The 13,351-nt window shown below is 47.5% G+C and carries 18 protein-coding genes; 17 read left to right on the top strand and 1 reads right to left on the bottom strand.

The window, feature by feature from the left end; translation table 11 throughout:
- The first annotated feature begins 313 nt into the window (after window positions 1-313).
- Genes AKL11_RS14075 through AKL11_RS14060 form a run of 4 tightly spaced genes read left to right on the top strand, consistent with a single transcriptional unit; the run spans window position 314 to window position 2,513 of the window.
- Window positions 314-778 carry a ParB/Srx family N-terminal domain-containing protein gene (locus AKL11_RS14075; protein WP_067518576.1) on the top strand — a complete coding sequence of 155 codons (465 nt, stop codon included), beginning with the start codon at window positions 314-316 and terminating at the stop codon, window positions 776-778.
- Window positions 765-1,469, top strand: a complete 705-nt coding sequence (locus AKL11_RS14070) for a DNA cytosine methyltransferase (RefSeq protein WP_067518574.1) — start codon at window positions 765-767, stop codon at window positions 1,467-1,469. The genes AKL11_RS14075 and AKL11_RS14070 overlap by 14 nt, the downstream gene beginning before the upstream one ends.
- A complete protein-coding gene (locus tag AKL11_RS25210) occupies window positions 1,454-1,849 on the top strand; it encodes a DNA cytosine methyltransferase (RefSeq protein ID WP_157673627.1) in 396 nt (131 codons plus the stop codon). Before AKL11_RS14070 ends, AKL11_RS25210 begins: the two co-directional genes overlap by 16 nt.
- Entirely contained in the window at window positions 1,821-2,513 is a 693-nt protein-coding gene (locus AKL11_RS14060; protein WP_067518570.1) for a class I SAM-dependent methyltransferase, read from the top strand. The genes AKL11_RS25210 and AKL11_RS14060 overlap by 29 nt, the downstream gene beginning before the upstream one ends.
- 174 nt (window positions 2,514-2,687) lie before the next feature.
- Here AKL11_RS14060 and AKL11_RS14055 read toward each other — a convergent pair whose 3' ends face one another.
- Window positions 2,688-3,080 (bottom strand): hypothetical protein, encoded by a 393-nt coding sequence (locus tag AKL11_RS14055; RefSeq protein WP_067518566.1) that lies wholly within the window; start codon window positions 3,078-3,080, stop codon window positions 2,688-2,690.
- Window positions 3,081-3,192: 112 nt separating this feature from the next.
- Here AKL11_RS14055 and AKL11_RS14050 point away from each other — a divergent pair, with 112 nt between their 5' ends.
- The 13 genes from AKL11_RS14050 to AKL11_RS13990 all read left to right on the top strand — a co-directional run bounded on the left by AKL11_RS14050 (window position 3,193) and on the right by AKL11_RS13990 (window position 13,272).
- Entirely contained in the window at window positions 3,193-3,678 is a 486-nt protein-coding gene (locus AKL11_RS14050; RefSeq protein ID WP_067518564.1) for a hypothetical protein, read from the top strand.
- Between the two features lie 256 nt (window positions 3,679-3,934).
- On the top strand, window positions 3,935-5,782 hold the full coding sequence (locus AKL11_RS14045) for a phage terminase large subunit family protein (protein ID WP_067518562.1): 1,848 nt from the start codon (window positions 3,935-3,937) through the stop codon (window positions 5,780-5,782).
- Window positions 5,783-5,787: 5 nt separating this feature from the next.
- Window positions 5,788-5,988, top strand: a complete 201-nt coding sequence (locus AKL11_RS14040; protein ID WP_067518561.1) for a phage head-tail joining protein — start codon at window positions 5,788-5,790, stop codon at window positions 5,986-5,988.
- Window positions 5,989-5,990: 2 nt separating this feature from the next.
- Window positions 5,991-6,692: a phage portal protein gene (locus AKL11_RS14035; protein WP_067518560.1), complete on the top strand. Its 702-nt coding sequence runs from the start codon at window positions 5,991-5,993 to the stop codon at window positions 6,690-6,692.
- Window positions 6,693-7,081: 389 nt separating this feature from the next.
- On the top strand, window positions 7,082-7,918 hold the full coding sequence (locus tag AKL11_RS14030) for an IS630 family transposase (RefSeq protein WP_157673626.1): 837 nt from the start codon (window positions 7,082-7,084) through the stop codon (window positions 7,916-7,918).
- 34 nt (window positions 7,919-7,952) lie between these two features.
- Window positions 7,953-8,681, top strand: a complete 729-nt coding sequence (locus AKL11_RS14025) for a phage portal protein (protein WP_157673579.1) — start codon at window positions 7,953-7,955, stop codon at window positions 8,679-8,681.
- 60 nt (window positions 8,682-8,741) lie between these two features.
- Window positions 8,742-9,473 (top strand): SET domain-containing protein, encoded by a 732-nt coding sequence (locus AKL11_RS14020; RefSeq protein ID WP_067518555.1) that lies wholly within the window; start codon window positions 8,742-8,744, stop codon window positions 9,471-9,473.
- 57 nt (window positions 9,474-9,530) lie between these two features.
- Window positions 9,531-10,541 (top strand): head maturation protease, ClpP-related, encoded by a 1,011-nt coding sequence (locus tag AKL11_RS14015; protein ID WP_067518552.1) that lies wholly within the window; start codon window positions 9,531-9,533, stop codon window positions 10,539-10,541.
- Between the two features lie 42 nt (window positions 10,542-10,583).
- Window positions 10,584-10,955: a head decoration protein gene (locus tag AKL11_RS14010; protein WP_067518550.1), complete on the top strand. Its 372-nt coding sequence runs from the start codon at window positions 10,584-10,586 to the stop codon at window positions 10,953-10,955.
- Between the two features lie 61 nt (window positions 10,956-11,016).
- Window positions 11,017-12,006, top strand: coding sequence for a major capsid protein (locus tag AKL11_RS14005; RefSeq protein WP_067518548.1), 990 nt, complete (start codon window positions 11,017-11,019; stop codon window positions 12,004-12,006).
- Between the two features lie 19 nt (window positions 12,007-12,025).
- Complete coding sequence (locus AKL11_RS14000; protein WP_067518545.1) at window positions 12,026-12,319, top strand: head-tail joining protein; 294 nt, start codon at window positions 12,026-12,028, stop codon at window positions 12,317-12,319.
- Window positions 12,309-12,902, top strand: a complete 594-nt coding sequence (locus AKL11_RS13995; RefSeq protein ID WP_067518543.1) for a hypothetical protein — start codon at window positions 12,309-12,311, stop codon at window positions 12,900-12,902. Before AKL11_RS14000 ends, AKL11_RS13995 begins: the two co-directional genes overlap by 11 nt.
- The gene (locus tag AKL11_RS13990) at window positions 12,880-13,272 is read left to right on the top strand and encodes a hypothetical protein (RefSeq protein WP_067518541.1); all 393 of its coding nucleotides are present in this window, start codon (window positions 12,880-12,882) and stop codon (window positions 13,270-13,272) included. The genes AKL11_RS13995 and AKL11_RS13990 overlap by 23 nt, the downstream gene beginning before the upstream one ends.
- Window positions 13,273-13,351 lie beyond the last annotated feature (79 nt).

Here is a 13,351-nt window from a genome sequence, read left to right as displayed (position 1 = left end):
AAAGGGGGGTGCCCGCCTGTACGCTTATACTGGAGAGCTTTTGGGCCGAATTCATTATAAGCTTTGATCCATTTCCACAAGGTGTGTGTTGCGCGTTTGGTGCTGAAGGCCACCTGTGAAGCGGATTGCTCACAACAGACTTGATAAAGGGCCATAAAGCGTTCGCGCGTCCTATGGTGAGGTTCTGATAATCCAGATTGATAGAGGCATTCTGGGGATTGATTCCATTTATCGTGTAGGACTTTAAGCATGAATCGAATAGTTATGGCAAAAAATGATCTGTAATTATACGTCTTGAATCGTTTTTCGTTTCATGCTTTGGATCAATTTATCTGCTCATTTAGAACCGTATGTTTCAAATGAGTTTTGGTTTATCAAAGAGTTTGGCTTTACCAATCCGGTTCTGATTGATGAGGATAATGGGATTATTGCTGGTCATGGTCGTTTGATGGCAGCAAAGAAGCTAAATCTCAAAACCGTTCCCTGCATTGTACTGGCCGGTCTTACCGACGCTCAGAAGAAAGCCTATGTTATTGCAGATAACTCTATCGCTCTGAACAGTACCTGGGATATGGAAAAGCTGTCTCTGGAGGTTGAAGCACTTCAAACCGATGATTTTGATTTGAATATGCTCGGTTTTAATGATGAGTTTGTAGTGACATTGCTTGAGTTCAATGCACCGACTGAACCCGCCCATGATAGCCCTGCTGAATTTAAAGAAGTGAAAGAAAAAGCACTGGCTCACACTTGCCCAAAGTGCGGTTATGAATTCGATTAAGTATCAAACCCCGACAGTTGCCACGATTAAGCGACAGGCCAAGAAGTCTCTTCCTGCTTTCGAAGTAGTGAGCCTGTTTGCCGGAGGTGGAGGCAGCTCAACGGGCTATCGAATGGCGGGTGGTAAAGTACTGGCCATTAATGAGTTTGTAGAAGAGGCTCGCAAAACCTACAAAGCCAACTGGCCGGATACCCATATTTTTTCGGACGACGTTCGTCAGTTAACCGGGCAGATGATACTTGATCAACTGGTGTTAAAGCCTGGGGAGCTGGATATCCTTGACGGCTCGCCTCCTTGTTCTGCCTTTTCAACCGCTGGCAAACGTGACAAAAACTGGGGCAAGGCAAAAAAATACAGCGATACCAGTCAGGAGAATGTAGAGGATCTGTTCTTTGAATACATTCGCATTCTTCAGGAAATAAAGCCCAAGGTGTTTGTTGCTGAGAATGTAGCGGGGTTACGAATTGGCACTGCCAAAGGCTATCTGAACCAGATTCTCACCAAACTGAAGTTGTCTGGTTATCATGTGGAATGTCGACAATTAGATGCCCGATTTCTGGGTGTTCCTCAAACTCGAAACCGACTTATCTTTGTCGGTGTCCGGAACGATCTGTTTATGCCATCGATGGCGGGCAGGCTTCACCCCAAGCCCTTTGATTATGTCGTACCGCTCAGATCAGCCATTGTTTAGAATTATCGGACAGTGATCGTCAGTTTACTGATATTAGTCAGCTGGCGACGTATCGACTCCTGAAAACCCTGAACCCAGGGGAGCAGCATAAAAAAAGGTTCAATCTGATAAAGGCTCATCCCAATAAACCTTCTGGCTGTATTACGGCATCCTCTGGCGCAAGGGGAACGGCTGCAGTCCACCACTGGAATAACCGGATGTTCAGTGTTGCAGAAGTGAAGCGGATTATGTCGATACCGGATGATTATATTCTGACCGGTAATGACACCAAGAAGATTGAACGACTGGGTAGAATGGTGCCACCCCTGATGATGAAAGCGGTGGCTGAGAATATCCTTGAGGTGGTTCTTAATGCACATTCCAGCCAACTGGACCTTTGATAATCCAGATATCGCAGCCAACTTCGATCACCACGTTATCGAGCAGTTGCCCTGGTATCCTATGGCTACCGATTTAATCTGCCATCTGGCTCGCTGTTTTCTTCAGGATAATGCGGTGCTGGTAGATCTTGGTTGCTCAACTGGAATGATTACCCGCAAGCTGGCTGATGTCATAAAGGATCGAAATATTGAGGCTGTCTCGATCGATAATTCAAAAGAGATGATCGACAGTTTTCAAGGCGTTGGTGAGGTCTTCCAAGGCGATATGATGAGCTTGGATCTTTATCCGAACTTTGACGTCTGTGTGTTGTGTCTCTCGTTAATGTTTACTGAAGTGTCGAAGAGAAAGCAGTTTCTGAGAGGGCTTGCGGATAAGACCAAGGCCGGTGGTGTCATCATCATTCTTGATAAAATCGAACCGCCAGCAGGTTATCTGGGTACTTGCATCAACCGGATGAGTATCAAGAATAAGTATGAAGGGGGCGTTGAGGCTAAGGCGATTATTGATAAGGAACTGTCACTCTGTGGCGCTCAGCGTCCGGCAACAGAAGGACTCTTTGATCAGTTTGGCCTGCAGTTCCAGCCATTCTTTCGAGTCGGGGATTTTGTTGGCTATATCTGGGAGGCCAGAGAAACAGCGAGGGACCCTAGAGGCCATTCGTAGCTGCGGGGGCGAGAAGGCGCGGATTTGCGTTAGTGTTAGTGCTGAAAACGAGGTATACATCCGGTATACAATTGAGCATTAACTCACTGACCGGCATACAAAAACATGGGTTTCAAAATGATGTGGCAGGTATGCATTTCTGCGCATAGATACGAGCCATCCTTGGCTGGCAAGTTACTGCCGTTTCTTCAGCCACTGCTGAATGCTTTGTTCCCTTGGGATTTGTTGATGTAGCCAATCATCAATCAACTGCTCTACCAATGTCTGAAACTGTTTATCATCCGGAAACTCCCAAGGCTCAAACTCCGGGTGCTGCTCACACAGTTCAATCCAGAGCTGAGCTGCCAGCATTTCAGAAACCTCATAATCAAAAACGCCGGGGAAACCTTCTACTTCATTTTTGGCGTGTTCGATCTCACTGATGATCTGGCTATAGCGGCACAGGTTATGGATCAGCTCAAGTTCTCCATCGCCAAAGAGTTCTGCTGGTGATCTTTGCTGCTTTCCCAAACGCTCAATAACGCCGGTACAGAAATAATAGTGAGTCACTAATTGTTCGTTATTCATTCTTCCTCCTGATCAATGTTTTTAGCGAGTTATCTATATAGTGTGAACTTTCTTAAATAGCGAAAGCGGCTAAAAAATAGGCAGTTAATGCCATTCTGTCGGGTAACACGCTATGGCTTTAATTTCTCAGGCAGAGTTCGCAAGACAGCAAGGGTTTACCAGAGGCTATGTCACCAAACTGATCAAAAAGGGCATTGTGAAACTCCAGCATGGCAAAGTGGATTCGGTACAGGCTGAACAAGCACTGAAAGCGAATGCCGATCCGGTGACGTTAATTCGTTCGGATCAAACGACAGAAACACTGCCCGGTCAGCAGGGTGCTGTGGATTTTGTGACTGCCCGTACCATGCGGGAAGCCTTCAAAGCAAAGATGGCCAAGCTGGAGTACGAGGAGAAAAGCGGAACACTTACGGATGCCGCCAAGGTAAAGCAGGATGCGTTTAAGGCAGGGCGGATTATTCGGGATGAACTGCTGGCTATACCTGATCGAATGGCGGATGTGCTGGCAGCAGAGGATGATCCTAAAAAAGTCGCAGAACACCTTCAGGGAGAGTTGGCGGCAATACTCAATGGGTTGGTCAAACAACAGACAAAATAAAGCCCCGATCAACGGGGCTATAATTTCAGTAATGTCAGTTTGTTATTTTTATTGTCTGACTCTGGCCTTTCCGTAGCCAATGTTCCTTCCTGGAACTGATTCTTAGCTTTGCTTACACCTTACACTAACCATATTACGTGCCAACTTTTACTAATCGCCGGTTCCCAAGGGCTAAGGTAAACCTTCGTCGTTTACAGAGTATTTAGATTTGAGTAGCTGTTACCTCGACGTGTCACGGATATAAACAAACAACTGTATGAATAGCCCTTATTTTTCAGGCTTTTTTGCTGGTTTGAAGCCAGATACTCGCCTGACGGTTTCCGAATGGGCAGATCAAAAACGGATGCTTCCCGCAAAGGCAACAAAAGAAGCCGGACGTTGGCGAACGTCCCGAACGCCTTATCTGAAAGAGATTATGGATTGCCTGTCACCATCGTCTCCTGTTGAGCAAGTGGTGTTTATGAAAGGCGCACAGGTGGGCGGTACGGAATGCGGCAATAACTGGTTGGGCTATGTGATTGACCATACTCCTGGTCCCATGATGTATGTGCTGCCAACGTTAGATATGGCCAAGCGAACCTCGAAGCAGCGTATCGCTCCGATGATTGATGAAATGCCGGATCTTCGGGAAAAAGTAAAAGACCCGAGAAGCCGGGACAGTGGAAATACGTTGCTGACCAAAGAGTTTCCCAATGGTGTTCTGATCTTTACCGGGGCGAACTCAGCGGCAGGGCTTCGCTCAATGCCAGCCCGATTCCTGTTTATGGATGAGGTGGATGCCTACGACGATGACGTGGATGGTGAAGGTAGCCCGATCAATCTGGCAATAAAGCGAACCGCTACCTTTAGCCGTAACCGCAAAATCCTGATGGTCAGCACGCCCAACATCGCAGAGACCAGCAAAATCGAAGCGGCATATGAGGCCAGCGATAAACGACGGTATCTGGTTCCTTGTAATGGCTGTGGGCACTTCCAGCCAATTGTATGGGCGCAGATTATATTTGATGATCACGATCCGGCAACTTCCCGTTTTGAGTGTGTCCAGTGTGGACATAAACATTACGAAAAGGATAAGCCCAAACTATTGAATAATGGTCATTGGCAGGCTGAAGAAGAGAAGAGCAGCAAAGTCGCAGGTTTTCATCTGAGCTCACTTTACAGCCCTAACGGTTGGTACAGCTGGCAGAATGCCGTTGAAGATTTTTTAACGGCAAAGAGTAATCCTATTCAGTTTAAAGACTGGACGAATACGGTTCTTGGTGAAACATGGACGGAGAGAGGCGAAACCGTTGAACACACCTTACTTTATCAGCGAAGGGAGCATTACCCGGCTGAAGTGCCATGGTGGGTTGAAATTCTGACTGTTGGCTGTGATGTGCAGGATGATCGCTTTGAATTTGAAGTCACTGGCTGGGGAGCTGGTGAAGAAAGCTGGTCTATCGATTACATCCGGCTCTACGGCGATCTATCTCGCCAAGGTATTTGGGATGCGCTGGCGGATATGCTCCACAAAACTTATACCCGGCAGGATGGCACCAAGATGAATGTGGCGCAGGTCTGTATTGACTCTGGTGGCCACTACACCGATGAAGTGTATGCATTCTGTCGTAAGCAAGGTGCTGATTGGGCAATCCCGGTTAAAGGCTCATCTCAGGCTGGTAAGCCAATCGCCACTTTCCCCAAAACCAAAAATAAGAAAGGGATTTATCTGACGTTGGTTGGTACTGATACCGCCAAAGAACTGATTTATCAGCGTTATCGAATTCTGGAACCCGGTCAGGGCTATTGTCACTGGCCAATCAAAGACTGTTTTGATGAAGACTATTTCAAGCAAGCCACAGCAGAAGAGAAAATGAAGAAATACCGGCTCGGTGTCCCTTACTTTACTTGGGATGCCAAGAACCGGAGAAACGAAGCGTTGGATTGCCGGGTTTACTCACTGACGGCTATACGCATTCTGCAACAACACCGGGGCATTAATCTGGACTTGTTGGCGAAAAGTCGTCCAGCACCAGAAGCGATTCCTGATCCAGAATCAGAAGACACTAGCAGCAAACCCAAAGCAATGCGGCGATCTTCCCGCAGTTCATACCTTCAGAGATAACCACCATGATCACCGAAGCAGAATATCAGGCTCTGAAACGGGCAGTGTTGCTGCGTGAGACGCGCACTGTGGAATTTGAAGGGCGCAAAGTGGAATACAGCAGCTTTGGTGAAATGGAAAGACGACTGCAGGCCATTGAGCGTGAATTGATGAAGCAGCAAAAGCGTCCACGGCAGTATGGTATCTATTCATCAAAGGGAGTTTGAGCGTGGGATTGCTCACCAATCTTGTCCGTCGATTTATAAACTCGGCTTATACCGCCGCAGGTATGGGGCGCCGTACCAAAAGCTGGTATGCACCAGGGCTATCACCCAATACGGCACTGACCGCCGATCTTTCCAAACTGATTAACCGTTCCCGGGCAGCGATCCGTAATGATCCCTGGGCAAGTAGTGGCATAGAGAAGCTGGTCAGTAATGTCATTGGTCGTGGTATCACACCCAAGTCATTAGTGGATAACGATGCGTTACGAGAGCAACTGCAAAACCTGTTTCTGCAATGGTCGGATGAATCCGATGCGGATGGTCTGCTGAGTTTCACCGGCCAGCAATCGTTGATTACCCGCTCCATGTTTGAAGGTGGTGAGTGTTTTGTCCGGTTTCGTCCTCGCAGGCCAGAAGATGGTTTGACAATTCCGCTACAGCTTCAGGTATTGGAATCGGAATTCGTACCCATCAGCTACAACGAAGCGTTAGACAATGGTCATGTAATTAAAGCGGGCATTGAGTTCAATAAGCTGGGCAAGCGGGTTGCCTATTACGTTCACCGGGAGCACCCGGCAGAATTTGCTTTCGACAGTACTCAACTGGTTCGGATCAAAGCAGAAAATGTGCTGCACATATTTGAAGCCCTGCGTCCCGGTCAACTTCGAGGTCAACCACTACTGACTCAAGTATTAGTCCGACTCTAAACCAAAACTCATTTGAAACATACGGTTCTAAATGAGCAGATAAATTGATCCAAAGCATGAAACGAAAAACGATTCAAGACGTATAATTACAGATCATTTTTTGCCATAACTATTCGATTCATGCTTAAAGTCCTACACGATAAATGGAATCAATCCCCAGAATGCCTCTATCAATCTGGATTATCAGAACCTCACCATAGGACGCGCGAACGCTTTATGGCCCTTTATCAAGTCTGTTGTGAGCAATCCGCTTCACAGGTGGCCTTCAGCACCAAACGCGCAACACACACCTTGTGGAAATGGATCAAAGCTTATAATGAATTCGGCCCAAAAGCTCTCCAGTATAAGCGTACAGGCGGGCACCCCCCTTTTGTCTAACCGTTACCTCAATCATCACTCAAGCCATCCACCGTTCGGCTGAAGCCGCTGCAAATGCTGAAAAGTCGTCACTCCCTCGCTGGACTCTTAAAAGGTTAGTAAACTGGTGCAAGGTGAAATGGAGCTTTACTTGCTCCCGGGAAACTATTCGCCGTGTTTTGAAAAGGAATAATATCTCCTGGAAAAAGGCGAAGAAGCTCCTGAATCGTGCCGATCCTGAAAAAAGAGCAGGCTATCTGAAGCAGCTTGAGCCGTTACTTCAGCAGGCAACCAGGCAAGAAAAACTGATCGTTTATATTGACGAAGCGCACATTCATCAGGATACGGATATCGGTAGTGGGTGGTCAGCTAAAGGCGGTAGACTCTTTGTGTCTTCTTGCTCTCCAGGGCTATCCAAAGTCACGTTTTACGGGATTTATTACTACAACGAGGGCCAGGTTAGGATTTGGCCATACCCCAAAGGCAATTCACAACATACTGTGAATGTTCTGGAGCGTATTCGACAGGAGAATCTTGAACGACAAATTACTGTTATTTGGGATGGTGCGTCCTATCATCGGTCATTTGACGTCTGCGAGGCTGCAAAAAATCTAAAAATAGAGCTAGTCTGGCTACCTCCGTACAGTCCTGATTTTATGCCAGTTGAGGCTCTTTGGCGTTGGTTGAGAGAGGAGGTAACTTATCATTATTGTCATAGCACCCAAGATGAACTGGTGAAGAATGTCAAAGCCTTCTGCGTGCAGATTAACCAAAAACCAGTCGAGTTAGCCGACAGACTCCATACCAAGACGTCTCTTGACGAGGAGGAAGAGGTGCTCAGAAAACCGGTTAAGCCAAAACCAAAATAAAACCGATGGTTTCAAGTGAGTTTTGGTTTATCACTTGGATAAGTTTGATGATGCAACCCTATTACGACAGGAAATTGCCAACCTGTTCACCGGCTTTATCAAAAAACCATCCCCGGAACAGGAACCCATTGATCCGCTAACCGGTAAGCCCTTTGTATTCGGCGACAATGGTCTTCCCATGGTGGCCATGGAACCCGGCACCATGCAGGAGCTGGCACCAGGAGAAGAAGTGGAGTTCAACAATCCACCAGGAACTGCTGCCGATTACCCGAACTTTATGAAGCAGCAGCTGATGGCCATTGCTGCGGGTATTGGTCTGCCTTATGAAATGCTGTCCGGTGATATGGCCGGTGTCAGTGATCGGGCATTGCGTCTGATCATTAACGAGTTCCGCCGACGCATTCAGCAGATTCAGCACAACCAGATTATTTTTCAGTTCTGTCGCCCGGTATGGAATCGTTGGCTGGATATGGCGGTGCTTAATGGCTCGGTCTTCATTCCTGACTATGCCAACAAACCAAGAGCCTATCGGCGAGTGAAATGGATTGCCCACGGCTGGCCTTATATGCATCCCGTTCAGGATATGCAGGCTCAAAAAATGGCGGTGCGTTCCGGCTTCAAATCACGCTCGGAAGTGGTCAGCGAGCTCGGTTACGACAGCGAGCAAATGGATGGTGAGATCGCGGCTGACAATCGCCGGGCGGATACCCACTCTCTGAAATACGACAGCGATGGTCGTGAAGAGGAAACAGGAATTAACTGAACCATTATATATTTTAGCTGTCAGAAAGCCCTATTAGGAGTTAGCTACAAGACATAAACTATGAATGTAAATGCAAAGTCAAGTGTTTCAGAGGGTAGACAATTTTCCGACTCTACTACCTCTAGAAAGAAAGGGGGAGAATTATTTAACGGATTATCAGTAAAGCCTTCAAATAACGGCTTTATATATTTTTCTAAACTAGCTGAGAAATTAGTTCCAAATCTGGAAGGTATGGATCCCAATGAAATCAAAGAGAAATATATTTCCTCAATGCACTCTGGCTTGAGACTCCAAGAAAGTAAGATTTCCGGTAAAGGTATATTTGCAACTGAAAATATTTCGCATGGAACTGAACTTGCTGAGTTTAAAGGGCATTTGGTAGGACGTGAGATAGCTACAGAATTGCAGGAAGCGGAAGATTTTGATTCAGATTATTACATTCAGGTTGATGAACATCACTGGATGGTTGACATAGTAGAAGAGCCTGCAAATTATTTTAATCATTCTTGTGAACCTAATGCGATGCTTGACCCGAAAGCACCATTAGCGACTAGATTATTAGCCTTGTGCGATATCAGAAAAGGAGAAGAAGTTACCTATGACTATGGAACTCAGGATAAGGACATTCCTTATAGTATGGACTGTCGTTGTAATAGCTCAGAATGTCGAGGCATAGTCAGTTCGAAAGACTACTTGAACCCGGATTTTCAAAGAGCGCGCAAAGGCATGTTCCCCGCTTATATACAGGTAACGTTGGATAGACTTAACAATTCAAGCAGTCCCAACTCTTAGTTCGTCTAAATACGGGATACCTGCCACTTCTCAATCAACCAGAAAAGGATGACAAGGATGAGTCATAACCGACAGTGGTACACCTTTAAAAACGAAGCGAACCAAACCCCGGAACTGTACATCTTTGATGATATTGATGATTGGTATGGCGTTTCGGCACAGAGCGTGGTTGATCAAATCCGAAATCTCGATGCCGCAGACATCAATGTTCGCCTGAACAGCCGGGGCGGTATGGTGTTTGAAGGCATTGCCATCTACAACGCTCTACGTCTGCATAAAGCCAATATCCACGTCACTATCGAAGGCTTGGCTGCGAGTATTGCCAGCGTGATTGCCATGGCTGGTGATACGGTCACCATTGCAGAGAACGCCATGATGATGATTCACAACCCTTACGGCTGGGCTCAGGGCGATGCGGAAGCCATGCGCAAAACCGCCGATATTATGGATAAGATCGCGGACAGTATTGCGGTGTCGTACACCGCCCGAACTGGAAAGAGTCTGGAAGATATGAAGGCGCTGATGGAATCCGAATCCTGGTTCACGGCAAAGGAAGCGCTGGACATGGGATTGGTGGATCAAATCGATGAACCCGTCAAAGCGGCAGCCCGTTTCGATCTCTCCATGTTCACCAATGCACCGGAAGGCTATGGGCGTATCGAACCCACAAAGAACCAAAGCGAAGAACCTGAAACACCTGCTCAGACGGTGGAGCCGCAACCTGACATTGCTGCTGTGGCTATTGCTGATCTTTGCATTCAGGCGGGTTATCCGGAAAAAACCGCTGCGTTTCTTAAAGCGTCATTTAAGGAAGATGAAGTCAAGATTCGACTGGCCAGCTATGACCAGATTAAGAACCACTGCAAAACAGCAGGCTTCCCGGATAAAGCAGCGGCTTTCATAAAAGACGATTGCACAGTATCCGATGTTCAAAACCAACTGCTTGAATTGCTGGCTTCAGACGATAAACCCATTAATAACGCCCTGACACCCAAACAGCAGGGCTTAAAACAAACAACCACCGCCATCGATACTCAGGCGATTTACAAACGGCGCAACCTGGCTTAACTCTTACCTCTTACCCTCTCCCAACCCAAAAGGACTTTACCCATGACTGTAAAAACGGAATCGGTCTACACCGGCGAATTTCTGGTGTCTGAAGGAAACAACACTATCAGCCGTGAGCAAGTGGCGTTTGCTGCCAATCTAACCATGCTACCGGGCACCATTGTGGCGATGGCTACAGATACTGGGCTATTCCAACCACTTGATACCACCGCAGACGATGGCTCCCAAAATGCCTTGGGTGTGCTGTATGCAGGTAAGACCACAGATGCCAACGGTGGCGATGGTGTGATCATCAGTCGGTTGGCAGAAGTGGTGGACAGTCTGCTGATCTGGCCTGAAGGCATCACCGATGAGCAAAAAGCGACAGCTGTAGATCAACTGGCAGCACTGGATATTATCCTGCGCACCGAATAACCCTCTCTATTTCTTGCTGTAACCCTTTCTTCACAATCTTCCGTTATCAAGGAGCGATAACATGCTGGATATTTTTAACGACGATGCGTTCAGCCTCACCAGTCTGACCGCCACCATCAATGAGATGGATTACAAGCCCGGCCGTCTTGGGCAATTAGGGCTCTTTCAGGAGAGCGGCATCAATACCACCACCGTGGTCGTGGAAAGCATCAATGGTGAACTCCGTTTACTGCCTTCCAGCGAACGTGGGGCACCAGCCACTCAGGCCATTGGCGATAAACGTCAGCTGCGCAGTTTTGTGGTGCCGCATATTCCACACGACAGCACAGTGCTGGCGGCAGAAGTACAAAATGTGCGGCAGTTTGGCAGTGAAGATGCCATGCAAGGCGTTCAGACCGTTATCAATCAACGGCTGCAAAAGATGAATGCCAACCATGAAGTCACGCTGGAGTTTCTGCGCATGGGCGCACTTAAAGGCGAGATTCTGGATGGCGACGGCAGCACCATTCTCTACAACTTGTTTGATGAGTTCGGTGTCACTCAGCAAAGCCACGATTTCAAATTCAGCAGCACGACCACGGATATTCGTGCCCAGGGCGTCAAAGCCAGACGCTTGGTGGATGATGCGCTGGGTGCGCTACCTTACAGTGGACTTCACGCATTCTGCGGATCAGATTTCTTTGATGGCATGGTCGGACACAAGTCAGTCAAAGAAGCCTACCAGCGTTGGCAGGATGGTGAAGCACTTCGCACCGATCCCAAAGGCAAGTTCCGGTTTGCGGATATTGATTGGGAAGAGTATCGCGGTTCCGTCGGCGGCAATGATTTTGTCGCGGCGAATGAAGCGTATCTCTACCCGGTGGGTGCGGATATTTTCAGAACCTGGTTTGCGCCGGCGGATTTTGTGGAAACGGTGAACACCATCGGTCTTCCGCGCTATGCCAAACAGAAGGTGATGGACTTTGAGAAGGGCGTGATTATTCATACCCAGTCAAACCCGCTGCCTATTAACTTACGACCACGGGCGGTGATTAAACTCACCATGAGTTAAGCATAAGGAGACTGCTTAAATGGATGAAGCTTTTAAAACGATGGATCACACCGTTCTTTCAACCTTTGGGCAGTCGGTGCTACTGACGCTTTCTGATCAGTCATCGTTGGAAACTCGTGGGATTATCGCTAAGGAGCTGGTACCTCTTGGGCAATACGAAGCGATTCAGGGCGAAGTAACGGTTTTGTCGGTTGATAGCGCTGTTCGTTTGAAACGTGGCGATACCGTTTTGGCCAATGGTCAGACCTACGAAGTGGATCGCAAGTTAAAAGACGATGGCTATTTAGCCAAGTGGAATATCTATGCTCATTGAACAGGATATCAGTGGTGATCTTGAAGAACTGATGGTCTTGTTCAAAGACGCTCCAAAGAAAGCCGATCGAGCGATTCACCGGGCGCTATCAAAACTGAGTCGCTGGGCTGAGCGTCAAGTGTTGCATGATCTGTCTCGAAGGATGAAGGTTTCTCAAAAGCTGCTGAGAGAAATGAACCGCATCAAGGTTCGGTTAAACAAAGGGTATGGCGGAAGTAAGCGCTATTTAACGATCTGGATCGGTGTGAATGAAGTCGGTGCCCATCGTTTTGGAAACCCAAGGCAAACCCGCCGTGGTGTCAAAGTGGGCAGTCACCACCTGTGGGAAGGCAGCTTTTTGATGCAACCGGCGAATGCTTCCAAAGCACTGATCTTTGGGCGCAAAGATAACTGGCAGCATCGTTATCAGCAATCCAAACGCTCAGGCCGCTGGATGTGGATGGGCTTACCATTGGAAAAGAAGACGGTGCGTATTGATGTTGAAGCGGAAACCTCTTTGAAGAAAATCAGCCCGCAGCTGGTGAACCGGTTTACAGATCTGCTCCACCAGGAACTCAACTATGCCTTCAATATCGAATCCTGAGCGACAGATTATTGAAAACCTGATCACACGATTAAAGCAGGTTTCAGAAAATACGTTGCTGGGTTACTCAGCCACCGGGCAGGAACAAGATTTGGATTTGCCTGCCATCCTGGTGCAACTGGAATCCATCAACGAAGAACAGCGGCAGGGCCCCAAAGCCAAGTATCGTATGGCATTCAATATCAGTGCCGTGGCGAAAACCAACAAAGACACCACATTTACGTTGCTGGAATTGACCCGTTCAATTCGAGAGCTGTTCACACAGGAAAAACGCTTCACACCCGAAGCCCGAAATATCAGCTTCAGTGAAACCCAATTCGATATTGCCCCCAGCAATGCCCACCTGTCATTTGCAGGGTGCTCTCTCTGAATAATTGAAACAAAAGAACTTCAATTGTACGACTATTATAAGAGACCGCTTTCCATAATAGACTCCGCCATGCCTGCTT

The sequence above is a fragment of the Endozoicomonas ascidiicola genome (assembly GCF_001646945.1).
Taxonomy (GTDB): Bacteria; Pseudomonadota; Gammaproteobacteria; order Pseudomonadales; family Endozoicomonadaceae; genus Endozoicomonas; species Endozoicomonas ascidiicola.
Note: the sequence above shows the minus strand (reverse complement) of the source record. Positions and strands in the feature narration are given on the sequence as shown.